Here is a 22,354-nt window from a genome sequence, read left to right on the forward strand (position 1 = left end):
GAGTTTGGATGAGCACACAATGGGAGAAAAAGGGTTGTCCGGTTTGCCGGGCGCTATGGGAGTCCGGCCAGCATCCCCCTGAGCTTGCCATGAGCATTGCTCTCCATTCCCGCTTGCATCGATGTTCATCGTGCGCAGCCTTCTGGGAGCAGTTAGAACGTTATGCCGACGTCATTTGTGAGCGGCAGGCGCGTGCGTCATATCCTGAAGCTTTCCAGTCGGAGGGGGTTTAATGAACCCAGGCCATTCCTTCATGTCAGTCGTTTGTCAGGACCGACAACATGATGGAGCTGTTTATGCGACCTATGGATTTCACCAGCCTGTCCTTCGCCGCGTTGCTGTGCGCGGCTTGCTCAAGCCAACCGGCCGCGACATGGAGTTACGAAGATGCCCAGGGGCGAGCCAATCTGCCGCCCGACCAGGCCTATCCCGAACTGTTTGAAGCGGTTCAGCGCGGGCAGCTTTTCACTGACCAGAAACACTTCGTGGACGCGCTGCCCAAGCGTGATCCGGCGAAAATCCGCGCCGATTACCTGGCTCGTCGGGGCAGTGATGGCTTCGATCTGAAAATTTTCGTGCAGGACAATTTCATCGAATCCGGCGAGGCGCAAAGCCCGGCGTCGAAACCTGGCGCTTCGATTGAAGAACACATCGACAATCTCTGGCCGGTGTTGAGCCGAAGTTACAAGCAGGTGCCGCAATACAGCAGCTTGCTGCCCTTGCCGCAGCCCTATGTGGTGCCGGGCGGGCGCTTTCGCGAGATGTATTACTGGGATTCCTACTTCACTATGCTGGGGCTTGAGCAAAGCGGTGAGAAGGCCCGGGTTCGCCAGATGACCGACAATTTCGCCTACATGATCGATACCTACGGCCACATCCCCAATGGCAATCGCACCTACTACCTGAGCCGATCGCAGCCGCCGTTCTTCGCTTACATGGTGGAGCTGCAGGCGCACATCGAAGGTGAGCAGGCCTACGGGCGCTACTTGCCACAATTGCAGAAAGAATATGCCTACTGGATGGAAGGAGCCCAGACGCTCAAACCCGGGGCAGCCGCCAAGCACGTGGTCAAACTGGCCGATGGCAGTGTTCTCAATCGTTATTGGGACGCCAGCCCGACGCCTCGCCAGGAGTCCTGGTTGCAAGACGTCAAGACTGTCGAGCAGGCGCCGGACAGGCCCAAGGAGGAGGTTTGGCGTGATCTGCGTGCCGGCGCCGAAAGTGGTTGGGACTTCAGTTCCCGTTGGCTGGGCGATGGCCAGAATCTGACGACCATACGCACCACCTCCATCGTGCCCGTTGACCTGAACAGCCTCATGTATCACCTGGAGCGGACTATCACCAAAGCCTGTGAGACCGTTCAGAACACACCCTGCGTCCAGGCTTATGGGCAGCGCGCGGAGCGGCGTCAGCGGGCTATCGAGAAGCACTTGTGGAATGCCGAGGCAGGCTTCTACGTGGACTACGACTGGCAGAAAAACCAACAACGCCAGCAGCTCACCGCCGCTGCGCTTTTTCCGCTGTTTACCGGCCTGGCCTCCACCGAGCACGCCAATCGCACCGCCGATGCGGTACGCGAAGGCCTGTTGCGTCCCGGCGGCATCGCCACCACCCAGGTCAGCAATGGCCAGCAGTGGGATGAGCCCAACGGCTGGGCACCGCTGCAATGGGTGGCAGTAGAGGGGTTGGACCGCTACCAGCAAACAGCGCTGGCGCAGCAGATCGGCAGCCGTTTTTTGCAGCAGGTTCAGAACCTCTACCGCAAGGAAAACAAGCTGGTGGAGAAATATGATTTATCTGCCCAGGGCAATGGTGGGGGAGGCGGCGAATATGAGTTGCAGGACGGCTTTGGCTGGACCAATGGCGTGACGCTGAAACTGATGAGCAAGTATGGCGCAACCCCACCCACCACCAGGCCGTAGACTGAACACCGTGGCGAGGGAGCTTGCTCCCGCCGGGCTGCGCAGCAGCCCTTGAGTTTCCCTCACCACCATGAACCCGCCAAGTCTCAAGTCAGAGCCATCGTACCATTCGGCACATCACCCTCCGGCAACACCACGTGCGGGCTGCCCGGCGTCAAAATGACCTTCCTGCAATCCTCCTGCTTCTTGTCGAAAAGCTTGTAGCCCTCGGCGGCCTGCTCCAGCGACATCCGGTGGCTGATGATCACCTCAGGGGACAAGCGACCGGTCTCGATATGGCCAAGCAGTTCAGGCAGATAACGCTGCACATGGGTCTGGCCCATCTTGAAGGTCAGGCCTTTGTCGAACGCATCGCCAAACAGGAAGCCGTGGATGAAGCCGGCGTACACCCCCGGCACGCTCACCACGCCGCCGCGCCTGACTGCCGCGATACATTGACGCAGCGCCTTGCCGCTGCTGCCTTCGAGCTTGAGCGTGGCCAGCACCGTTTCGGTGGTGCTGCCCTTGGCCTCGAAGCCCACCGCATCGACCACACCGTCCACGCCGCGCATGCCTCTGGTCTGACGAATGATCGTGTCCGCTGGGTCGTCGTCTTCATCGAAGTTGATCGGAATCACGCCGTAGGTTTGCTGCGCGTAGGCCAGGCGATAGGGATGATGATCGACCATGAAGATCTGGTCGGCGCCCAACATCCGCGCGCAAGCGGCACTCAACAAGCCGACGGGCCCGGCGCCGTAGATCGCGATACTCGAACCCTCGCCGATCCCAGTGTTGGTGACCGCTTGAAACGCGGTCGGCAAGATGTCCGAGAGGAACAGTACCTTTTCGTCCGACAGGGTCCCCGGCACCTTGAACGGCCCGGTATTGGCCTTTGGAACACGTACGTACTCGGCTTGGCCACCCGGTATGCCGCCGTACAGGTGGCTGAAACCGAAAAGCGCCGCGCCCGGTGCAATGGCCTTCTTGTTCAGGATCGCGCCAGGCCCGGTGTTGGTGGTTTCACAGGCGGCGAACAGATCCATCTGGCAGAAAAAACAGCTGCCGCAGGCGATCACGAACGGAATCACCACACGGTCGCCGGGTTGCACCGCAGTCACCGCTGAACCCGTTTCCTCGACGATCCCCATGAACTCATGTCCGAAGATATCACCGTGCTCGACGGCGGGGATTTTCCCGCGATAGAGGTGCAGGTCGGAACCGCAAATCGCCGTTGCGGTAACGCGCAGAATGATGTCGTCGCTGTCCACCAGGATGGGGTCGGCGACCGTATCGACTTTCACACTGTGGGCACCGTGATAGGTGAGTGCTCTCATGACGTCCTGCCTCTCTCGATAGTTGGTAAAGGGCAAAGGGGCGATTCCAGACGGAAGTTCACAGAGATGACGGGCCATGGGACTAGCGGTCGTTTTGTGCTGCGAGGGTACTTTTGGACGGGTTCTGGTAGCGTTGCCTGGGTGCTATCGCCGGCTTGTCCAGTAGCGAACGATAGCCTCATCTCGCCCCTGCACCGGATCCCTTTCGGGAAATGGCAGGGTGGCGATATTCGCCAGTTTGGCTTCGCTCGGTGCTTCACGGCAGATGTCGGCTTGTTGGCCGGGAGGGTAGGCGCCGACTACCAGAAAATTCTCGCTGGCGTGCAGTTGCAGTGGCCTGTACCGGCGGGGAGCAGCATCCGCAGGCTAAACCTGCTCGTACACTGTCACCCGGTTACGCCCGGTCTTCTTCGACGTATACAACGCCTGGTCCGCCCGGGCGATCAGGTCGGCGTGGCTGTTCGAGGGTTGGCTCAGGTCGGCCACTCCCAGGCTGATGGTGAAACGGATGCGCTGGTCGTTGTACACCACCTCCAGCGCCTCTACGGAGTGACGCATGCGTTCGGCGAAAGTGTGCGCACCAGTGCTGTCGGTATCCGAAAGCACCACGCCAAACTCTTCACCGCCATACCGGCCGACCACATCGGAGTCGCGCGCATGTTCGCGCAGCAGCCTGGCGACATGCTCGATGACCTTGTCGCCGGCCTGATGGCCGTAAGTGTCGTTGACTCGCTTGAAGTGATCGATGTCGAGCATCACCAGGCTCACCGCGTTGCCGTAGCGCTGGTGTCGAGCATAGGCGGCCCGCAGGCTTTCCTCCCAATGACCGCGGTTGTACAACCCCGTCAGTCGATCGGTACTGGAGAGTTGTTGCAGTTGCGCATTGGCGGCTTGCAGTTGATGCCGGTTGGTGGCGACGTCGGTGACGTCATAGATCACCAGGCAGATGTGGTTGATTTTGCTGTCGGGCGAGCGCAGCGGGAGCAGGGTGGTGTTCTGGTACATGAACTCTTCGCTGCCGGTGATCGGCTGATAGTTCTCGAACCGTACCAGATACGGACGTTGCTCCCACACCGTGAACGCTGGAGTGCCCAGGGTGGCGACGCTTTCCACCTTGCGACTGAACCACTGACGATCGATTTCGGGGAACAGGCTGAAAATAAGTTGATTGTGGGCATCCTTCGGCTGCACCCCGGAGCGGTTCTCCATGAAGGTGTTCCAGACCTGCACGCGGTAGTCGCGATCGAGCACCACCACGCCGACATCGATACTCTGAACGACGGCAAGCAACCAGTGAAATTCGTTCAGATCAATAGAATCGTTCATGGCTCAGTTCATCAAATAGGCGAGTTTGTGGGTCAACCGCTCGATGGAGTCTTCCGTGAACAGCAGCAATAGGTCGAAACGAATATCGTGCCCTTCCAGGCTGTAGCTGATTTCCACCGCCAGGGTCTTTTTCCAGCGCTTGCGGTTGACCCGGATCAGCTCATCAATCGCCGCGTGTTGGCCAAGAATCTGCGGGTGGCCCTGAGAGAATCCCACATCGATCTGTTCGGCAATGCTGGTCAGGCAAGCGCCGATCAGGACGCTGGAAAGGTCCAGCAGCATTTCCAGGTCGGAGTAGTCGCTGCTCTGACGTTGCATCAGTTGCGCGATGTCGGAGATTTCCGAGTCGTGAAACATCAGCAGGGCTTCACCCGCGATGCCACTGCCAATGAAACCCTGGCAGATAGCCGTGAGTTGCTGCGAGCTGCTGGCATCGTTCAGCGCCATATGCAACTCACCGACTTCGAGGATGTTCACATTGGGCACGGGCAGTTGCACAAAAACGCCCAATACCTTGGCGATCAGGGCGGCGGCCTGACCGATGGCGACATTGACTGTCTCGCGGAACACATCATGGAAACTGATGGCCGTGTGAGTGACCGAACGATTCTGCAGTGGCGTCTGGCCGGGTTTCGCCAATAGCCCCAATCGACTGAGGGTCTGGCGCAGCTCATTTTCGTCGAAAGGTTTTTTCAGGAATGCCAGTGCACCCAGCTCATGCACGCGGCGCACTGCTTCTTCCTGCACGTCACCGGAGATCACGATGACTTGCGCCTTCAGGCCTTCGGCGCGCAATGCGCTCAATACCTGATAACCGTCCATTTCCGGCATGGTCAGGTCGAGCAACACCACCTGTCCCAACCCCTGGCGTATGGCGTCCATAGCCTGGCGGCCATTGGTGGCCTCGGTGACCGAAACCGGCCAGTCTGCGGGCAGCGCGCGTAATACCTGTTTACGGGCCATGTTGGAGTCGTCACACACCACTAGGGGAATCACTGACACAGAAGGCTCTCATCGGGGGGTGGATATCAGGGAAACTCTTACGTGCATCATGACATAGGGTAGCAAAGAGCACCTAATGCACAGGTTTTCCCGAGAGCGCCATCCAGCAACATAGGCGGCTTGTGGGGGGGCGGCCAAGGCTGCGCGCCTGGCATTGCGGCGCAGCGTGCTTGTACCGCGACAGATCGAGGCGCGCCTCTGTAGGCCGCTTGCCAACAGTGCTACAGTCCCGCGCTTTCAGGATGGGGCGTCATGGGCGCGTTGGCATCGCTTGCAATGATCGACCTCCCTTTCAGTGTCGTCGCCGATACGTTAATCCTGCGTATGCGATTTTTCATATGAAGCCTGCCGAGGAGTAGCGCTATCCCGGTATCCTCATAACCACTCAGCATCCATCGAAGTAGAAAACATGAATCGTCGTAAGAAAATAAATCAGTTGCTCAAGGCTCATGCCAAAAAGGCCAGTGCCAAATTGGCACCGGCCAGCAAGTCCAGGTACATCAGCAAAGCCGATCGATTGAAACTGGCCGCTGAAGCCAGCCCAGATGCGATCATCCTGCCTGAGGACTGACCCAGGCAGTTTTAAGGTTCTGGACGTTCGTAGTAAAAAAAGAGGTCGTAGTTGAACCAGCAGACGTTGTCCATGCGCCTGGAGCGCGTGGCGGAGCAGGTACCCATAGGCGCCCGCCTGGCCGATATCGGCTCGGATCACGCCTACCTGCCGGTGGCATTGATGCGCCGTGGCGCCATCGCGGCGGCGGTGGCGGGTGAGGTGGCATTGACGCCGTTTCGCTCGGCCCAACGCACCGTGGCTGAAAATGGCCTGGACGAGCAGATCAGCGTGCGCTTGGCCAACGGCCTGGCGGCGATCGAGCCGGGAGACGGGATTACGGCGATCAGCATCTGCGGCATGGGCGGCGAGACGATTCGCGACATCCTCGACAGCGGCAAGGCGTGCCTGAGCGGCCAGGAGCGCCTGATTCTGCAGCCCAACGGTGGCGAACAACCGTTGCGCCAATGGTTGATGGAAAATCGCTACCGCATCCTTTGCGAGCAAGTGCTGCGGGAAAATCGCTTCGACTACGAAATCATTGTCGCCGAGCCTGACGGCCCGGTGTCGTACACCGCCGAGGAGCTGTACTTCGGCCCGCTGCAGATGCGGGCCCGCAGCCCGGCGTTCCTGGCCAAGTGGCAGCGTATGCTGCGCCTGAAGCAGCGAACCCTGGCCGACTTCGCCCGGGCGCGACAGACCGTGCCCGAGGACAAGGTGCAGGAGGTCGTGCGACAGGCCCGGTGGATCACTGAACTGCTGGCTTGAGCCGGCCCATCGGTCGCGCTACAGGGTTGTCTAGATCAGTGCTTCTTCGACCAGCTCGATCCAATGACGCACCGGTGTGCGTCCGGCGCTGTCGAGGTGGGTCTGGCAGCCGATGTTGGCCGTTACGATCACTTGCGGATTGCCGCTCTCCAAAGCGTTGAGCTTGTTGTCGCGCAATTGCCGGGACAGCTCGGGTTGGGTCAGCAAATACGTGCCTGCCGAGCCACAACAAAGATGACTGTCGGGCACCGTCGTGAGGCTGAACCCGAGGCGCCCGAGTACCCCTTCCACGGCGCCGCCGAGCTTCTGGGCATGCTGCAGGGTGCAGGGACAGTGGAAGGCCAGGCGCCGGTCGCCATGCAAGCCGAGGGTTTCCAGGGGTTCGGCGTGCAGCACTTGCACCAGGTCGCGAGCCAAGGTGCTGACACGTTCGGCCTTGGCGGCGTAGGCCGGGTCATGCTTAAGCAACTTGCCATACTCTTGCACGAAGGCGCCGCAACCGCTGGCGGTCTGGACAATGGCTTCGGCCCCGGCCTCGAGGGCTGGCCACCAGGCGTCGATGTTGCGCCTGGCCCGCTCGAGGCCTTTTTCCTGGGCATTGAGGTGGTAGTCGATTGCCCCACAACAACCGGCCTCTGGGGCCGATACCACCGAGATGCCCAGGCGATCCAGGACGCGTGCGGCAGCGGCGTTGGTGTTGGGCGACAGGGTCGGCTGCACGCAACCTTCGAGCATCAGTACATGGCGCGCATGGCGTACTGGCGGACGTGGCTTGGCCGCAGGGTGCTGGCGCGGCAGCTTGGTTTGCAGGGCATGGGGTAGCAGCGGACGGAAAACCTTCGCAACCTGGGTCAACGCTTTGAAGAGTGCTGGCCGTGGCAGTACCGCGCGCAGGCCCTGGCGAAACATGCGTTCGGTGAGCGGGCGCGGTACCTTCTGCTCGACGACAGCGCGACCGATATCCAGCAGGTTGTGATATTGCACGCCGGATGGACAGGTGGTCTCGCAGCTGCGGCAGGTCAGGCAGCGATCCAGGTGCAACTGGGTCTTGGCGGTGACCGCCTGGCCTTCGAGTACCTGCTTGATCAGGTAGATGCGCCCGCGGGGGCCATCCAGTTCATCCCCCAGCAATTGGTAAGTGGGGCAGGTGGCCGTACAGAATCCACAATGCACGCATGAGCGCAGGATACGCTCGGCTTCCTCGGCGCGGGGGAGGCTTTTGGCTTGTTCGCTCAGATGGGTTTGCATGGCTCGTCCTCAGAGGTCGGCGTATATACGGCCCGGATTGAAGATGCCCTGGGGGTCGAGCTGCTTCTTCAGGTTCTGGTGGTAGCGCAGCAACGGTCCGGCCAACGGCTGGAAGGGCGTTTCGTCGATGGCGTAGAGGGTTGCGTGACCACCGACGTTGGACGCAGCCTGGCGAATGATTTCAGGCGCAGCCGTGGATTTCAGCCACCGCTGGGCGCCCCCCCAGTCCAACAGTTGTCGACCGGGTAGATCCAGGGGAGCGATGTTGTTCGGCAGCGAAAGCCGCCACAACGGTTCGGGTGTGGCAAAGAATCCCAGGCGCTGTTCCCGCAGGTCAGCCCAGTAACTGTTGTCGAGGGTGTCGCCACCGAGACGGTCGATGGCCGAGGCCACCGAGCCCTCGCCACCTTCCAGGCGCAGGTGCAGTGCCGCGCCGTCATGACAGGCCGCGCTGATCGGGATTGGCTGCTGGCCCCATTCGGCCAGTTCACCCAACGCCTGGTGAACATCCATTTCCAGTCGCACGCTGCGGCACTGGCGTGGCTTGGGCAGGACCTTCAAGGACACCTCCGTGAGTAGCCCCAGGCAGCCGAAGCTGCCGGCCATGAGGCGCGACAGGTCATAGCCGGCGACATTCTTCATGACTTCGCCGCCAAAACGCAGCAACTTGCCTTGCCCGGTGATGACTCGGGTGCCCAACACGTAATCCCGCACCGAGCCGGCCCAGGGGCGCCGTGGCCCGGACAAACCGGTGGCGACCATGCCGCCCAGGGTCGCCTGCGGGCCCAGGTGTGGGGGCTCGAATGGCAGGAATTGCCCGGCGGCGTCGAGGGCTGCTTCGAGCTCCACCAGGGGGGTGCCGGCGCGTGCGGTGAGCACCAGTTCGGTCGGGTCGTAGCTGACGATGCCGCGATGCAGGCGGGTATCCAATACGTCACCGCAGGCTGGTCGGCCCAGCATGGCTTTGCTGTTGCCGCCTTGGATGCGCAGCGGTGTGCGTTCGCCGAGGGCGTGGTTGACCTGTTCCAGCAGCGTGGCGCTGGCGTCATGATCGTAGGGCATCAGAAGCGCTCCAGTTCCGGGAACGGCAGGTTACCGAGGTGCACGTGCATCGAACCGAACTCCGCACAGCGCTGCAGGGTCGGGATGTTCTTGCCGGGATTGAGCAGGCCCAGCGGGTCAAAGGCCTTTTTTACCGCGTGGAACACGGTCAACTCGTCGCTGTTGAACTGCGCGCACATTTGGTTGATCTTCTCGCGCCCGACACCATGCTCCCCGGTGATGCTGCCACCGACTTGCACGCACAGTTCCAGGATCTTGCCGCCCAGCGTCTCGGCGCGCTCCAGCTCGCCGGGCTGGTTGGCGTCGAACAGAATGAGTGGGTGCATGTTGCCGTCCCCGGCATGGAATACGTTGGCCACGCGCAGGCCATGCTCGTCGGACAGGTCGCTGATGCCTTTGAGCACCCGCGGCAGTTCGCGTCGTGGGATGGTGCCGTCCATGCAGTAGTAGTCCGGTGAGATGCGCCCCACGGCGGGAAACGCGTTCTTGCGCCCGGCCCAGAAACGCGCCCGTTCGGCTTCGTCGCAGGCCACCCGCACATGAACGGCCCCGGCAGCCTTCAAGACGGCCTCGACCCGTTCGCAATCGTCCCGCACATCGGCTTCCACACCGTCCAGTTCGCACAGCAGGATGGCCGCAGCGTCTACCGGGTAGCCGGCGTGGATGAAGTCCTCGGTGGCTCGAATCGACAGGTTGTCCATCATCTCCAATCCGCCGGGGATGATCCCGGCGGCAATGATGTCGCCCACGGCGCGACCGGCCTTTTCCACCGAGTCGAAACTGGCGAGCAGCACGCGGGCCACCTGGGGCTTGGGCAGCAGTTTGACCGTCACTTCGGTGATGATGCCGAGCATCCCTTCCGAGCCCGTGAACAGGGCCAGCAAATCGAATCCAGGCGTATCCAGGGCGTCGCTGCCCAGCGTCATGCTTTGGCCCTCGACGGTGAGGATGTCGACCTTGAGCAGGTTATGCACGGTCAGGCCGTACTTCAGGCAATGCACGCCGCCGGCGTTCTCCGCCACGTTGCCACCGATGGAACAGGCGATCTGGGAAGACGGATCGGGTGCGTAGTACAACCCGTAAGGCGCGGCAGCCTGGGAGATCGCCAGGTTGCGCACCCCAGGCTGGACTCGTGCATAGCGGCCTTGAGGGTTGACTTCCAGGATGCGATTGAAGCGCGCCATCACCAACAGAAGCCCCTGTTCCAACGGCAAGGCGCCGCCCGACAGCCCGGTGCCGGCACCTCGGGCCACGACCGGTACCTGACGGGTATGGCAGATACGCAACAGCGCCTGTACCTGCTCGATGCGCTCGGGCAGGGCGACCAACAGTGGCATGACGCGGTAGGCCGAAAGCCCGTCGCATTCATACGGCCTCAGGTCCTCCGGGCTGTGCAACAGCTCAAGGTCGGGGAGGGCCTCGCGCAGTTCTGAAATCAGCGCGGACTTGTCGACCCGGGGTAATACACCATCGACGCGCTCATCGTAGAGAATATTCATAGGCTTCTATTGTTCTTAGTGCCAGACGAAAGGGCATTTGACAGTGTAGCGCTCGATGGTTGAGCCAAGCATATTCATCGGGTCCTGCCAGTCGGGAAAGTATCGCGACGGCCCACTGAACGTCTGCGCCCGCCCGCCCTCTGAACCTAGAGCAGGGCGGCGACCACGCGCCGTCCATTAGCACCAGGAGGAAAGGCACGCATGAAAATTCTAATGGTCCTTACATCCCACGATCAGTTGGGCGACACCGGCAAGAAAACCGGTTTCTGGCTGGAAGAGTTCGCCTCGCCCTATTACGTGTTTGCCGACGCCAAGGCGACAGTCACGCTTGCATCTCCCAAGGGCGGACAGCCGCCACTGGACCCCAAAAGCGATGAGGAAGATGCCCAGACAGACGCCACGCGCCGTTTTCGCGCCGATACGCAGGCCCAAGCGGCCCTGGCCAACACGGTGCCGCTGGGCGAGATTGACCCCTATGATTTCGATGCCGTGTTTTACCCCGGCGGTCATGGGCCGCTCTGGGACCTGGCCGAGGACACGGATTCGAAGACCCTGCTCGAAGCCTTTTATGCCGCTAACAAGCCCGTGGCCGCCGTTTGTCACGCTCCTGGCGTGTTCAAGAACGTTCAAGCCCCGGACGGCCAGCCTGTGGTGAAGGGCAAGAAAGTGACCGGGTTCACCAACTCAGAGGAAGCGGCGGTGGGGCTGACACACGTGGTGCCGTTTCTGGTGGAGGACATGCTCAAGGCTAAAGGCGGCGAGTATTCCAAGGGGGCGGACTGGGCGAGCCATGTGGTCGAAGACGGGCACTTGATCACGGGTCAGAACCCGGCTTCATCCGAAGCGGCCGCCAAAGCGTTGCTCAAGCGGCTGGGGCAGGAACAGATGGCCTGAGCCGTCGCAGGAGGCGGCCCGGCTTGGGCCGCCTATGAGTGCCAGCGGGTCACTGTATCCGCTGCCAATACCCTATGCGCCTGGCTTGGCCGGTGGTTGCCCCTGCATGTAGCTTTGATGCCGCATCATTTGCTCCATCATCATCTGTTGCATGCCGGTGAACCTGTCCATCATGTACTGGTGTTGACTTCTTTGCTCCGCAGGCAACTTCGAGTAGTCCTGCCAGCCCATCATGTGTCCGCCGCCCATCATCTTCCCTTTGCCCATCATGCCCGGGCCTTGGCAGCATCCCATCATTGCCGGCCCCCCCATTGCGTGCATCATGGCCATGCCACTCTGCATCGTATTCCAATGTTCCTGAAGGAGTTTCTGCCGCTCCTGAGGATCCTGGGTCTGCTGGATCTTCGCCATCTGTTCCTGCATTTTCTGGAAGGTCTCTTGCGCCTGTGCCATCTGTTTATCGAACTCTGCAACATTGGGGGTTTGTTGCTGCGTCGACGGTACTTCAGATTGCTCTGCTGCTGACGTCCAAAGGGGGGAAAGCGATGCAAGAAGCAAAAGCATGGCCAGTGGGGTATTTTTCATGTCGAGCTACCTGTATGGGGGAGGAGCCGAACCAAAATCAAAGGTTTCACACGATTGTGGAGAGTGGAGTCAGCCGCATTCGTCGGAACTCATGGACTTCAGCATGACAGTCGCTTACTAACGCCCCCAAATGATGAGTAGATATACCCGGGACAACCTTGATTTATGTCATCTTCGAAGGTGGCCGCCGGTTTTATGCCTCGACGTGCTCAGGCATTGGTGTGGGTCAGCCCGGTCAAGGTGTCGGCGATGGTCTTTGTGCGTTGCGCCGTCCCTTCAGTGGTGCGGCTTGAGTCCTCCAGGACATCGAGCATTTCGCGCAGTGCGCCCACGGCGGTGGACTGATCTTCGATCTGTTGGGCGACGCCTTGGATCTCCTTTGACAGCAGGTCAATATCCACGCCGATTTCAGCGGCATTCTTGCGGGTGATTTCGGCGAGCTTGCGCACCTCGTCAGCCACCACGGCGAAACCTCTGCCCATTTCACCCGCCCGCGCGGCTTCGATGGCAGCGTTGAGCGCCAGCAGGTTGGTCTGCCCGGCGATTTGCTGAATCACCTGCACGATCGACTGGATACGCAGGCTTGAACTGGCGAGCGCACGCGCGCCGACCACCGCTTCACCGGCTTGCGTGGCCAACTGCTCCACGGTCGTGCCGGCCTGCTCGGCAACGGTGTTTTGCCGATCTATCGTGCCCGTCAGGTCATCCATCGACAGGTGCAGTTCACCCGAGTAATGCTTGATTTGCGTAGCCATCTCCGCTTGCTGCTGGCTGGCCTGTGCCAACACCTGGCCCAGGTCCGTCAGGCCGTCGAACACTGGCAGGATCGTGTTATCCAGGCCGCGGGTGTCCAAGGCGCTGTTGAAGTCATTCATCTTGAACGCCATGATCTGCTTGACCACTACGTGGTTCAGGCCCGCCAGCTTCTTGATCTGGCGACGCAGGAAGAAGGCTTTGAACTCGCCATAGTGGGCGATGAAGTTATCGACGTATTCATCGCTGAAACTGGCGCCCTTAGTGATTCGAAAGAAAAAGATCGCCGTGAGCGTCTGATTCAGGTTAAGGCCCAGGATTTCACCAAAAGTCGAGAAGCCGGCCAACGGCACATCACCGAAAATACCGGCCATGCTGCCCAGGTCGCTGCTGTTGTTGAGCCGGCGCAGGATGCAGTCGTTGAGAATGGCCGCTACCGGTCGACCGCCTTTGCCTCTGAGGAATTTCTCGTAGTCGATGCGGGTCGCTTCGCGAAGGGGCGTGCGCTTGACCATCACCAACTCTTCGCCGGGCGCAACGTCGCAGAACAGCTGAATGATTTGTTGTTGATAGTCAATGCGGGCAATGGAGCGCACGAACAGCTCTTCACCCACCCGGATGGCGAACGAGTAGTCGGCCAGTTTCTTTTCCAGCGCTTGGGCTGTGCACTCGAATGCGTCGCACAGTGCTTGCACCATGCTCTTGATGTTGCCACGGCTGTCGATGACCTGGTCAATGGTGCGGTCTTCCACCGATGCGGTCAGCACGTTGAAAGTCAACCCGGCCGGTTGGAAGTTCTGGCTTTTGAATACCCCGAAGCGCACATCCGCGGCGGTTTTCAGGAAGACTATTTGCGCATGGTTCTGGTAACTGCGCTGGCCGTCACTGATCAGGGTTTTCTTGAAATCAGTCTTGCCTCCGGCAGAGCCGCCGACGAACAGGCAAGGGAAACGCCCGGACTCGTAGAGCGCCTCCATAAAGAACGACTCGGACGCCGAAAGACCATCGAACACCACGTAGGCCAAGGTATCGCGGTGGTCAATGGGCGTGTTCACCCGCGCCTGTTTGATGTTGTTCACCAGCTTGGCAATTCGCTCACGCATGGCCAGGCGTTTGCCCCCGCTGCGAATGTCTTCGCACTCCAGCGGCACCATCACCACCTCGGCCGAGGCAATCACACTGGAATCAAACAGTTGCAGCACCACCCGGTCCCAGGTGTCGCCGGTCTGGCAGTACAGCGTGTTAGTGCCATTGCACAGCTCTCCAGACGTCGTGCACAGGCTGATAGCACTGTGGGCAAAGCGCTTTTTGACCTTGGCGGCGATCTGGTCGATGTCCAGGTGAGGGGAGACAAATCCGGTGACCAACACCGGTTCTACGCGCACGCTGGCCAGCGCCTGATCAAGTTCGCCAGCGCTACAAACCACGCTGACAGCACCTTGGGTGTGGGCTCGGGCCTTTTTGAAGAGATTCAGTAGATTCATGGCTGGACTCGTTGAGTGCGACGTGACGCATACAAGGTATACGTGCAGAGGCCTTACTCTGTATCGGCCACGGCTGGGTAGGCTGGAGCGAACTTGGCAGCAGTGGCTACGCAGAGGCGCCTGGCGGCGTTCAGGCTGTACGGCAACGCCTGCGCAGGATCCTTTGCGTATAACCCAGTCTCAAACTATCGATTTCCATCGGCCGCCCACAGTGTCCTTTCGTCTGTGTTGCCTGCGCCCAATGATTAGCGACTTTCGTACATACCCAGGGCAAACCCGGCGACTCGATCAGCCGTTCAATAGAGTCATCGTCTGCGCACTGTACCGATCGCCGGCTACAACCCCTTCGGCGGCAAAAATTTCATCCAGATGGGCCAGCTCATCGGCGCTCAATGCCAGCGTTGCGGCCGCGACATTGCTCTCCAGGTATTTGCGTTGCTTGGTGCCCGGGATCGGGATGACATCGTTGCCCTGAGCCAATACCCACGCCAGGGCCAGTTGCGAAGCACTGATGCCCTTGTTCGCAGCCAATGCCTTGACCCGCTCCACCAACACCAGGTTTCGACTGAAATTGTCGGCCTGGAAGCGTGGGTTGAAGCGGCGATAATCATCGGCGGCAAAATCGTCCGGGCTCTTCAGCTCACCCGTCAGAAACCCGCGGCCCAGCGGGCTGTAGGCGACGAAGGCAATGCCCAGGCGCCGACAGGTGTCGAGCACGCCATTGTGCTCAGGGTCACGGGACCACAGCGAGTATTCGCTTTGAACCGCAGCCAGTGGATGGACCGCATGGGCCCTTTGGATGGTCTCGGCGCTGGCTTCTGAGATGCCAATGTGACGGACCTTGCCTGCCTTGACCAATTCGGCCATGGCCCCGATGGTCTCTTCGATGGGAACGAGCGGGTCAACGCGGTGCTGATAGTAGAGGTCGAGGTAGTCGGTATTGAGCCGTTTGAGGCTACCCTCGACCGATTGCCTGACGTATTCGGGGCGGCCATTGACGCCTCGGGCATGGGGGTCGCTGCTGCGCACCAGGCCGAACTTGGTGGCCAGGCAAATGCTTTCACGCTTGCCGTGCAAGGCGCGTCCGAGCAGTTCTTCGTTGGTGTGCGGCCCATACATGTCAGCGGTGTCGAACAGCGTCACGCCCAGTTCCACGGCGCGGTGCAGCGTGGCGATCGCCTCTCGCTCATCCACCCCGGTGGTGTAGAAGTCCGACATGCCCATGCAGCCCAGGCCGATGGCTGAAACGTGTGGGCCGTGATGGCCGAGTTGGCGGGTCATCATGATGATTGCTCCTGGCTGTAAATGACCCGTTCAGTTTCCATGAGGCTGTTTTATGGATAAACCCGTGATTTTTGGTTTAACTATTCGTGATATCTAAATAGTGAGCCCGAAAATGGATCGATTACAGGCAATGCAGGTGTTCAGGCGCATCGTCGAACTGGGTGGTTTTGGCAAGGCGGCCGACGATCTGGGACTGCCCCGGGCCACTGTCAGCCTGTTGATACAGCAGCTGGAAACCCACTTGGGTGTGCAGCTGTTGCAACGCACCACGCGGCAAGTGCGTGCGACCCTCGATGGCGAGGCCTATTACCAGCGCTGCGGTCAACTGCTCGACGACCTCGACGACCTCGAGAGCGCGTTGTCGGTGCAGCGCAGCCAACCGCGCGGCACCTTGAAGGTGGACATGCCCATCGCCTTTGGCTGCACCTGGATCCTGCCGCACCTGCCGGACTTCTATCGGCGCTACCCGGGACTGCAGTTGGACGTCGGTTTCCACGACCGGCAAGTCCATCTGCAGCGCGAGGGCGTGGATTGTGCGATCCGTGCTGGCAATGTCGTCGACCAGGCCTTGGTGGCACGGCCCATTGTGCGGCTGCAACAACTGACCTGCGCCAGCCCCGACTACCTGGCTCGTTCGGGCACGCCCCAGCGGTTGGAGGACTTACCAGAACATCGAGCCATCAACTTCGCGTCGGGCAATGGGCGATTTTTTCCTTTCGAGTTCGAGGTGGCGGGGCAGTTGCATGAGTTGCAACTGCCGGGCGAACTGACTGTCAACAACGCCGACGCCTACGTGACGGCCTGTGAGGCAGGATTTGGCTTGATTCAAGTACCGCGTTACCACGTTCAACGGCAGTTGGCCGAGGGACGGCTGGTGCAAGTACTGAGTGAATACGCTGTGCCGTTGTGGCCGATTTCAGCGGTGTACCCGCCGCATCGACAGTTGTCGCCGCGGGTGCGGGTGTTTATCGACTGGGTGATCGAGCGGTTGCATGGGGTGGCGGATGTGCAGGGGGCGTTGATGGAGAGGGTGTAGGTGCGTTGTTCCGACCGAACTTGAGCCGTGCAGCCGCGGAGCTCAACATCGACGCAGTCTGGCTCACGCTTCAAGGGTATCCAGAGCTTTGGATGGCCAGGTCGATAACGCCTGCTCGACAACCGCCTCCAGTACATCGCGACTGAAACCGGCCTTTGCTTGAACCGCCATGCCGTGTGTCATCGCCATCACAAAGGCGGCCAGTGCCGTACAGTTGGCCGTCTCGGGCAGATCGCCTTCCTGCTTTGCCCGCTCGAAGCGCTCACGTAGCGAGGTCTCTGCGGTTGCGCGTGCCTCGATCAGGGTGCATCGGATGGGTTCGGCATCGTCCGAGCCAGCCAATGCGCCATGGATGCCGAGACACCCCTTGCGATCCGGGTAACGGGTACTCAGCTCGACCGCTCCGCGAAGGATGTGTGCTGCTACCTCCAGCGAGGTGGGTTGTTCCAGCGCCGCGGGGAAAAAATCCAGATAGTGCTCGTAATAGCGTTCAAGTGCTCGGCGGAACAGCGCCTCCTTGTTGCCGAACGCCGAGTAGAGCGCCGGACGCTCGACCCCCGTGGCTTGTGTCAGATCGGTGTAGGACGCGCCCTCATAGCCTTTGCGCCAAAATACGCAAAGCGCTGCGTCCAGCGCCTTATCCACGTCGAACTCGCGCTGACGCCCCATTAAATCACCTCGGCTTTTTTCATAACGAGCGATATTAAACCGCTTGACGGCCGCTGTCCAAATTCATACTGTTCGTTACGTTAACGGTCGTTATGGTTTCTAGTGTCCTCGTAACGAGGATGTTCAGACATTCAGAAAGAGGGTTCTTCCGTGCAAAAATTACTGACAGGCAAGGTTGCACTCGTCACTGGTGGTTCACGCGGGCTCGGCGCCGCCGTAGCACAAGCGCTCGCTGATCAGGGGGCGGATGTTGCGATCAGCTACGTTGCATCGGCTGCGAAGGCCAACGCTGTCGTCGAGAGTTTGAAGGCCAAGGGTATCCGAGCGTTTGCTATCCAGAGTGACCAGGCCGACATGGCTGCAGCCAAGCCATTAATCGACAAGGTGGTCGCTCATTTCGGCAAGCTCGATATTCTCGTCAATAATGCAGCGATCGCCGTTCAGGGCAAACTGGTCGACGATCCCAGTCTCGACACAGTCAATCTCGATCGCCAGTGGCAAATCAACGTCCTGGGCGCGGTGGCCACCACGCGTGCAGCTGCGCCGGTACTGCCGGAAGGTGGCCGGATCATCTTCATCGGCTCCCTTCTCGGCGGTCATGTCCCATTCGCCGGTGCCGCTGATTATGCGGGAACCAAGGCCGCGATTGCCGGATATGCCAGGGGCGTTGCCCGGGATCTTGGTGGACGCAATATCACCGTCAACGTTGTCCAGCCCGGCATCATGCCGACCGACATGGCGGCAGAGGTGCTGGGCGAAGGTGTGCCCGACGCGATCCTGGACCTGCATCCGATCCGCCGGATTGCGACGCTCGAAGAGGTGTCGGCCACGGTCTGTTTTCTGGCGGGGCCGAATGGGGGCTATATCACCGGCAGTGCCATCGATGTGGCTGGAGGTCTGAGCATTTGACGATCTCCAGCAAAAGAGCGGTCATGACCACCATCGGTATTATCGGCGCAGGTGAGGTCGGCAGCCAGATCGCGCGTGCGGCGATCGCGAACGGTTACCACGTCGTCATTGCCAACTCACGAGGCCCCGAGACGTTGAAGCGCCTCGTGGAAGAGCTAGGCCCGTCAGCGCGCGCAGCAACTGCCGCGGACGCTGCTGCGGCAGGCGATTTCGTCGTCGTGGCCGTTCCCTTGAAGGTTGTCAATGACATGCCTGTGGAAGCGCTCGCGGGAAAGGTGGTGCTTGATACCAATAACTACATGGTTTGGCGTGACGGCCATATTCCGATCATCGATTCAGGTGATAAGACGGAACACCAGCTTCGCCAAGAGCAACTCCCCACATCCAAGGTGGCCAAGGCTTTCACTCACATCCAAGCGCCACGGATCACTACCTGGGGCAAACCTGCTGGCGCCCCTGGCCGACTGGCATTGTCAACTTCGAGCGACTTTCCCGAGGCCGTGGAACTGGTGACGCGACTTTACGATCAGTTCGGTTTCGACACCGTCGACATTAGTCCGCTCAGGGAGTCCTGGCGTAGCGGTCCTGGTCAACCTGCATGGAAGCAGGAGCGCCAGACCTGGTCCGAGCTCATGGCCAACCTCGCCGCTGCGCGGCACCGATCAAGCCCTGACCCAGCGTTGACGACTCCAGCTACTCAACGTATCGACCGCGAACACCAGTAACAGCATCGCCAGGATCACCGTGCTGCCCTGGGCTTCCTGGAACAGACTGAGGCTGACATAGAGCATTTGCCCCAGGCCTCCGGCACCGACGAAGCCGAGCACGCTGGCCATGCGGATATTGTTTTCCCAGCGGTACAGGGTATAGGCCAGCAGTTGGGGCAACAGATTGGGCAGTGTGCCGTAACAGAATGCCACGACAGCATTGCCGCCCTGCAGGCGGATGGCGTTGGCCGGTTCCGCCGGGGTATTTTCCAGGGCTTCGGCGAACAGCCGACCGAGTACGCCAGTGGTGTGCAGGGCTAACGCCAGGGTGCCGGCATTGGGGCCGAGTCCTGCGGCAAGGACCATCAGCGCGGCCCACACCAGTTCCGGAACCGCGCGCAAGGCATTGAGCACCAGGCGCGAGGCGCTCTGGAACGGCCAGCCATAGCGCCCGGCTGCGGGCAATGCCAATAACAAGCCCAAGACTGCCGCCAGCAGCGTGCCGATGGCGGACATCGCAAGGGTTTCCACCGCCCCATGGCCAATTGCACGCAGGTGGCCCGGGCTCAGGTCCGGGCTGAGAAAGCGCTGGGCGTAGGCGCCCATCCGGCTCAGGTTGCCACTGTCTCCCAGCTCCCCGAGGTCGATGCCCAGATAGGCGAACGAGGCGACGACCGCAGCGCCGATGCCCAGGACAATGAGCGCGTTGAACAGGCGATTCATGCCAGCCTCCAGCGCAGCAGGCGGCTGAGTTGATCGGCGAGCAGCACCAGGACGAGGAACGTCAGCAGCAGGCTGGCCACTTCACCTCCGGCGAACATGCGTAACGACAGGTCCATTTGCTGGCCCAGGCCACCGGCACCGACGAAACCCATCACCACCGAAGCACGAATCGCGCACTCCCAGCGATACACCGTGTAGGACAACAGTTCCGCCGCGACATTGGGCAGGATCCCGTAGCAGAAGGCCGCGAGCCGGCTGCCGCCTGCCTGCAGCAGCGCGTGGGCTGGGCGTTGGTCGACTGACTCGTAGATTTCCGCGTAGACCTTGCCCAACATGCCGCTGTAGGTAATGGCGATGGCCAGCACCCCGGCGGTCGGGCCGAGGCCGACGGCGCGCACGAAGAGCAAGGCCCAGACGATTTCCGGCACGCTGCGCAGGAAGATCAACAAGCCACGTACAGGCCAACGCAGCAGTTGGCCCCAATGGCTCGGTTGACCGGCATGGGAGGCCGCAGACAGCGACAGGGCACGGCTGGCCAGCAGGCTGGCGGGAACGGCCAGCAGCAGCGCCAGGGCCATACCGGCCGTGGCGATGGCCAGCGTTTGCAATGTAGCTTGCAGCAACAGCCCAATGAATTCCTCACCATGGGCTGGCGGCCAAAAGGCCGAGACAAAACGGCCCATCTCGCTCTGACTGTCACTGGCTACCAGCACGCCGAGGTCCAATTCGCTGAAGCGAATGCCCGGCCACAGCAGGGCCAGCGCCAGCAAACCGAGCAGCAGGCGAGGACGGGCGGCGGGGTCTCGGGTATCGCGTGTCAGCATCGGGGAATCTGTACGCTCAAGGGCGGTGTCGGGATCGGCGTGGATTGCAATTGTTCATTGGCGTAGAGCTTGTCGAGCAGCGCACGGTCGACCGCTTCGGTTGGCAAGTCGAACAGGATCTGTCCATCGCGCAGGCCAATGATCCGCGAGAAATGCGCCAGGGCCAGCTCCACCGCATGCAGGCTGGCGACCAGGGTGACGTTGTGCTCCCGGGCATGGCGGCAGAGCACCGACAGCGTGTGTTCGGCCAACACCGGGTCCATGGCCGATACCGGCTCGTCGGCCAGCAGCACCTCCGGCGCTTGATACAGCACGCGGGCGATGCCAACGCGTTGGAGCTGGCCGCCGGACAGTTGCTGGCATTGCGCGAACAACTTGTCGCCCAGGTCAAGCCTGGCCAATGCCGCACGAGCTCCCGGGATATCCAGTGGATGCAGCAGGTTCAGCAGGCTCTTGCCCATCCCCCACTGGCCCAGCTTGCCGGCCAGAACCGCAGTGACCACGCGCTGGCGCGGCGGCAGCGGGGGCGCTTGATGGATCAGGCCGATACGCGCGCGCAGACGTTGACGCTGGCGCGCCGACAGCTGCCAGGCCCGTTCGTCGAGCACCTGCATTTCACCGCTGCCCGGACGCAGAGCGGTGCCCAACACGTTGAGCAGGCTCGACTTACCCGCGCCGGACGGGCCGATGATGGCGACCTGTTCGTTGGCGCCGATGTGCAGGTCCACGTCACGCAGTGCCTGGACACCGTTGCCATGGACGAGGCTGACCTGGGTCAGGTGCAATGTCATTTGAGCAGTTCGGCGGCGCGTGCGGCTTCCTCGATGCCCTTGTAGTTCTCAGGCTTGGTTTCGATGAAGCGGCTGGCGGCCTGCAGGTCGAGGATTTCCTTGTCTTTCGGGTTCGCTGGATCGAGCGCCAGGAAGGCGGCCTTTATCTTGGCGGCCAGGGCGGGGTCGAGGGTGCCGCGCACCGTCCAGTTGTAGTCGAAGTAGGCCGGTGTGGTGGCAAACACCTTGACCTTGGAGGTGTCGACCTTGCCGGCGGCGACCAGTTTTTCCCAGACACTGGCATTCAGCACCCCGGCATCGACCTTGCCGGCCTGGACCCAGGCGACGGTGGCGTCATGGGCGCCCGAGTAGCCGACCCGGCTGAAGTAAGTTTCCGGCTTGATGCCGTCCTGGAGCATGAAATAACGCGGCATCAAACTGCCGGAAGTCGAAGACACCGAGCCGAATGCGAAGGTTTTGCCCTTGAGGTCGGCCAGGGACTTGACTGCGGGGTCGGCAGTGATGAATTTGCTGGTGAATTGGGCATCCTGTTCGCGCTGTACCAACGGGATGGCGTTACCGGTCTTCAGGCGTGCCTGCACGAAGGTGAAACCACCCAGCCAGGCCATGTCGATCCGGTCGGTGGCCAGTGCTTCGACCACGGCCGGGTAGTCGCTCACGGGCACGAACTCGACTTTCATGCCGGTTTGCTGCTCCAGGTAAGCGCCAAGTGGCTTGAACTTGCGCAGCAGCTCGGTAGGGGCTTCATCGGGAATCGCGCTGACCTTGAGCGTGTCGGCGGCCTGCGTCAGCAGGGTGCAAAAAGACAGGGTCAAGCCTGCGGCCAGTGCCAGGGAACGCTTGAACATGGAAGATCTCCGGTACATTAACGCAAGAATGTTTGAGCGCCAGGCATGGGTTGATGGCAGGCGCTTTGTGAGGGTAGACGAAAGGAGCCCTCTCGACCGTTTTTGGCCGAGCCGTTGAATCTCTGTTAATCGTACCGGCGGGATCCTACAAGCCCAC

At 61.0% G+C, this 22,354-nt stretch carries 22 protein-coding genes and 1 pseudogene; 8 read left to right on the forward strand and 15 right to left on the reverse strand.

The annotated features are described in order from the left end of the window. Positions 1 to 296 precede the first annotated feature (296 nt). Entirely contained in the window at positions 297 to 1,922 is a 1,626-nt protein-coding gene (gene treA, locus J9870_RS12285) for an alpha,alpha-trehalase TreA (protein WP_210644361.1), read from the forward strand. Between the two features lie 86 nt (positions 1,923 to 2,008). On the opposite strand, the gene J9870_RS12290 is transcribed toward treA, so the two are convergent. From J9870_RS12290 to J9870_RS12300, 4 genes and pseudogenes are all read right to left on the reverse strand, one after another. After that, entirely contained in the window at positions 2,009 to 3,235 is a 1,227-nt protein-coding gene (locus tag J9870_RS12290; protein WP_210644363.1) for a zinc-dependent alcohol dehydrogenase, read from the reverse strand. A gap of 144 nt (positions 3,236 to 3,379) precedes the next feature. Beyond that, positions 3,380 to 3,594 (reverse strand): annotated as a pseudogene (locus tag J9870_RS29495) (cupin); the annotation flags it as partial. A 7-nt stretch (positions 3,595 to 3,601) separates the two neighbouring features. Further along, positions 3,602 to 4,561, reverse strand: coding sequence for a diguanylate cyclase (locus tag J9870_RS12295; RefSeq protein ID WP_210644365.1), 960 nt, complete (start codon positions 4,559 to 4,561; stop codon positions 3,602 to 3,604). Between the two features lie 3 nt (positions 4,562 to 4,564). Further along, a complete protein-coding gene (locus J9870_RS12300) occupies positions 4,565 to 5,524 on the reverse strand; it encodes a response regulator (protein ID WP_246883108.1) in 960 nt (319 codons plus the stop codon). 315 nt (positions 5,525 to 5,839) lie between these two features. On the opposite strand from J9870_RS12300, the gene J9870_RS12305 reads away from it, so the two are divergent. The 3 genes from J9870_RS12305 (at position 5,840) to J9870_RS12315 (ending at position 6,881) form a co-directional block, all read left to right on the forward strand. Beyond that, positions 5,840 to 5,905 (forward strand): hypothetical protein, encoded by a 66-nt coding sequence (locus J9870_RS12305; RefSeq protein ID WP_335944290.1) that lies wholly within the window; start codon positions 5,840 to 5,842, stop codon positions 5,903 to 5,905. Between the two features lie 67 nt (positions 5,906 to 5,972). After that, the gene (locus J9870_RS12310; protein ID WP_210644368.1) at positions 5,973 to 6,134 is read left to right on the forward strand and encodes a DUF2986 domain-containing protein; all 162 of its coding nucleotides are present in this window, start codon (positions 5,973 to 5,975) and stop codon (positions 6,132 to 6,134) included. A gap of 51 nt (positions 6,135 to 6,185) precedes the next feature. Continuing rightward, complete coding sequence (locus J9870_RS12315; protein WP_246883110.1) at positions 6,186 to 6,881, forward strand: tRNA (adenine(22)-N(1))-methyltransferase TrmK; 696 nt, start codon at positions 6,186 to 6,188, stop codon at positions 6,879 to 6,881. A gap of 30 nt (positions 6,882 to 6,911) precedes the next feature. On the opposite strand, the gene glcF is transcribed toward J9870_RS12315, so the two are convergent. Genes glcF through glcD form a run of 3 tightly spaced genes read right to left on the reverse strand, consistent with a single transcriptional unit; the run spans position 6,912 to position 10,690 of the window. Next, positions 6,912 to 8,129 carry a glycolate oxidase subunit GlcF gene (glcF, locus tag J9870_RS12320; RefSeq protein WP_210644371.1) on the reverse strand — a complete coding sequence of 406 codons (1,218 nt, stop codon included), beginning with the start codon at positions 8,127 to 8,129 and terminating at the stop codon, positions 6,912 to 6,914. Between the two features lie 9 nt (positions 8,130 to 8,138). Further along, positions 8,139 to 9,191 (reverse strand): glycolate oxidase subunit GlcE, encoded by a 1,053-nt coding sequence (gene glcE, locus J9870_RS12325; RefSeq protein WP_210644373.1) that lies wholly within the window; start codon positions 9,189 to 9,191, stop codon positions 8,139 to 8,141. Next, on the reverse strand, positions 9,191 to 10,690 hold the full coding sequence (gene glcD / locus J9870_RS12330) for a glycolate oxidase subunit GlcD (protein ID WP_210644375.1): 1,500 nt from the start codon (positions 10,688 to 10,690) through the stop codon (positions 9,191 to 9,193). The genes glcE and glcD overlap by 1 nt, the downstream gene beginning before the upstream one ends. A 201-nt stretch (positions 10,691 to 10,891) precedes the next feature. Between glcD and J9870_RS12335 the strand changes: the two genes are divergently transcribed. Continuing rightward, positions 10,892 to 11,584, forward strand: a complete 693-nt coding sequence (locus J9870_RS12335; RefSeq protein WP_210644377.1) for a type 1 glutamine amidotransferase domain-containing protein — start codon at positions 10,892 to 10,894, stop codon at positions 11,582 to 11,584. 72 nt (positions 11,585 to 11,656) lie between these two features. On the opposite strand, the gene J9870_RS12340 is transcribed toward J9870_RS12335, so the two are convergent. The 3 genes from J9870_RS12340 to J9870_RS12350 form a co-directional block, all read right to left on the reverse strand. Further along, positions 11,657 to 12,169, reverse strand: coding sequence for a hypothetical protein (locus tag J9870_RS12340; protein WP_210644379.1), 513 nt, complete (start codon positions 12,167 to 12,169; stop codon positions 11,657 to 11,659). A 209-nt stretch (positions 12,170 to 12,378) separates the two neighbouring features. Further along, entirely contained in the window at positions 12,379 to 14,406 is a 2,028-nt protein-coding gene (locus tag J9870_RS12345; RefSeq protein ID WP_210644381.1) for a methyl-accepting chemotaxis protein, read from the reverse strand. A 288-nt stretch (positions 14,407 to 14,694) separates the two neighbouring features. Further along, the gene (locus J9870_RS12350) at positions 14,695 to 15,690 is read right to left on the reverse strand and encodes an aldo/keto reductase (protein WP_210644383.1); all 996 of its coding nucleotides are present in this window, start codon (positions 15,688 to 15,690) and stop codon (positions 14,695 to 14,697) included. Between the two features lie 112 nt (positions 15,691 to 15,802). On the opposite strand from J9870_RS12350, the gene J9870_RS12355 reads away from it, so the two are divergent. Next, positions 15,803 to 16,726, forward strand: a complete 924-nt coding sequence (locus tag J9870_RS12355; protein ID WP_210644386.1) for a LysR family transcriptional regulator — start codon at positions 15,803 to 15,805, stop codon at positions 16,724 to 16,726. 63 nt (positions 16,727 to 16,789) lie between these two features. Here J9870_RS12355 and J9870_RS12360 read toward each other — a convergent pair whose 3' ends face one another. After that, positions 16,790 to 17,395, reverse strand: coding sequence for a TetR/AcrR family transcriptional regulator (locus J9870_RS12360; protein WP_210644387.1), 606 nt, complete (start codon positions 17,393 to 17,395; stop codon positions 16,790 to 16,792). A 150-nt stretch (positions 17,396 to 17,545) separates the two neighbouring features. On the opposite strand from J9870_RS12360, the gene J9870_RS12365 reads away from it, so the two are divergent. Both J9870_RS12365 and J9870_RS12370 read left to right on the forward strand, forming a co-directional pair. Continuing rightward, positions 17,546 to 18,304, forward strand: coding sequence for an SDR family oxidoreductase (locus J9870_RS12365; RefSeq protein ID WP_210644389.1), 759 nt, complete (start codon positions 17,546 to 17,548; stop codon positions 18,302 to 18,304). Continuing rightward, the gene (locus tag J9870_RS12370; RefSeq protein WP_246883111.1) at positions 18,301 to 19,029 is read left to right on the forward strand and encodes an NAD(P)-binding domain-containing protein; all 729 of its coding nucleotides are present in this window, start codon (positions 18,301 to 18,303) and stop codon (positions 19,027 to 19,029) included. Before J9870_RS12365 ends, J9870_RS12370 begins: the two co-directional genes overlap by 4 nt. Here the strand turns inward: J9870_RS12370 and phnE are convergent. The 4 genes from phnE to J9870_RS12390 are packed head-to-tail and all read right to left on the reverse strand — an operon-like array spanning position 18,967 to position 22,197. Continuing rightward, positions 18,967 to 19,734, reverse strand: a complete 768-nt coding sequence (gene phnE, locus J9870_RS12375) for a phosphonate ABC transporter, permease protein PhnE (protein WP_210644392.1) — start codon at positions 19,732 to 19,734, stop codon at positions 18,967 to 18,969. The two genes, J9870_RS12370 and phnE, sit on opposite strands and share 63 nt — an antisense overlap. Continuing rightward, positions 19,731 to 20,558, reverse strand: a complete 828-nt coding sequence (locus J9870_RS12380) for an ABC transporter permease (protein ID WP_210644394.1) — start codon at positions 20,556 to 20,558, stop codon at positions 19,731 to 19,733. Before J9870_RS12380 ends, phnE begins: the two co-directional genes overlap by 4 nt. Beyond that, the gene (locus tag J9870_RS12385; RefSeq protein ID WP_210644396.1) at positions 20,552 to 21,349 is read right to left on the reverse strand and encodes an ATP-binding cassette domain-containing protein; all 798 of its coding nucleotides are present in this window, start codon (positions 21,347 to 21,349) and stop codon (positions 20,552 to 20,554) included. The genes J9870_RS12380 and J9870_RS12385 overlap by 7 nt, the downstream gene beginning before the upstream one ends. Next, positions 21,346 to 22,197, reverse strand: coding sequence for a putative selenate ABC transporter substrate-binding protein (locus J9870_RS12390; RefSeq protein ID WP_210644398.1), 852 nt, complete (start codon positions 22,195 to 22,197; stop codon positions 21,346 to 21,348). Before J9870_RS12390 ends, J9870_RS12385 begins: the two co-directional genes overlap by 4 nt. Between the last annotated feature and the right edge of the window lie 157 nt (positions 22,198 to 22,354).

Source organism: Pseudomonas sp. Tri1 (assembly GCF_017968885.1).
GTDB lineage: Bacteria > Pseudomonadota > Gammaproteobacteria > Pseudomonadales > Pseudomonadaceae > Aquipseudomonas.

Excerpts from the sequence above, each read along its gene's own strand:
- treA (WP_210644361.1), top strand. The coding sequence starts at position 297 with ATGCGACCTATGGATTTCACCAGCCTGTCCTTCGCCGCGTTGCTGTGC.
- J9870_RS12300 (WP_246883108.1), bottom strand. The coding sequence starts at position 5,524 with ATGGCCCGTAAACAGGTATTACGCGCGCTGCCCGCAGACTGGCCGGTT.
- glcF (WP_210644371.1), bottom strand. The coding sequence starts at position 8,129 with ATGCAAACCCATCTGAGCGAACAAGCCAAAAGCCTCCCCCGCGCCGAG.
- glcD (WP_210644375.1), bottom strand. The coding sequence starts at position 10,690 with ATGAATATTCTCTACGATGAGCGCGTCGATGGTGTATTACCCCGGGTC.
- J9870_RS12380 (WP_210644394.1), bottom strand. The coding sequence starts at position 20,558 with ATGCTGACACGCGATACCCGAGACCCCGCCGCCCGTCCTCGCCTGCTG.
- J9870_RS12360 (WP_210644387.1), bottom strand. The coding sequence starts at position 17,395 with ATGGGGCGTCAGCGCGAGTTCGACGTGGATAAGGCGCTGGACGCAGCG.
- J9870_RS12295 (WP_210644365.1), bottom strand. The coding sequence starts at position 4,561 with ATGAACGATTCTATTGATCTGAACGAATTTCACTGGTTGCTTGCCGTC.
- J9870_RS12310 (WP_210644368.1), top strand. The coding sequence starts at position 5,973 with ATGAATCGTCGTAAGAAAATAAATCAGTTGCTCAAGGCTCATGCCAAA.
- J9870_RS12335 (WP_210644377.1), top strand. The coding sequence starts at position 10,892 with ATGAAAATTCTAATGGTCCTTACATCCCACGATCAGTTGGGCGACACC.
- J9870_RS12290 (WP_210644363.1), bottom strand. The coding sequence starts at position 3,235 with ATGAGAGCACTCACCTATCACGGTGCCCACAGTGTGAAAGTCGATACG.
- J9870_RS12355 (WP_210644386.1), top strand. The coding sequence starts at position 15,803 with ATGGATCGATTACAGGCAATGCAGGTGTTCAGGCGCATCGTCGAACTG.
- J9870_RS12390 (WP_210644398.1), bottom strand. The coding sequence starts at position 22,197 with ATGTTCAAGCGTTCCCTGGCACTGGCCGCAGGCTTGACCCTGTCTTTT.
- J9870_RS12350 (WP_210644383.1), bottom strand. The coding sequence starts at position 15,690 with ATGATGACCCGCCAACTCGGCCATCACGGCCCACACGTTTCAGCCATC.
- J9870_RS12385 (WP_210644396.1), bottom strand. The coding sequence starts at position 21,349 with ATGACATTGCACCTGACCCAGGTCAGCCTCGTCCATGGCAACGGTGTC.
- phnE (WP_210644392.1), bottom strand. The coding sequence starts at position 19,734 with ATGAATCGCCTGTTCAACGCGCTCATTGTCCTGGGCATCGGCGCTGCG.
- J9870_RS12345 (WP_210644381.1), bottom strand. The coding sequence starts at position 14,406 with ATGAATCTACTGAATCTCTTCAAAAAGGCCCGAGCCCACACCCAAGGT.
- J9870_RS12340 (WP_210644379.1), bottom strand. The coding sequence starts at position 12,169 with ATGAAAAATACCCCACTGGCCATGCTTTTGCTTCTTGCATCGCTTTCC.
- glcE (WP_210644373.1), bottom strand. The coding sequence starts at position 9,191 with ATGCCCTACGATCATGACGCCAGCGCCACGCTGCTGGAACAGGTCAAC.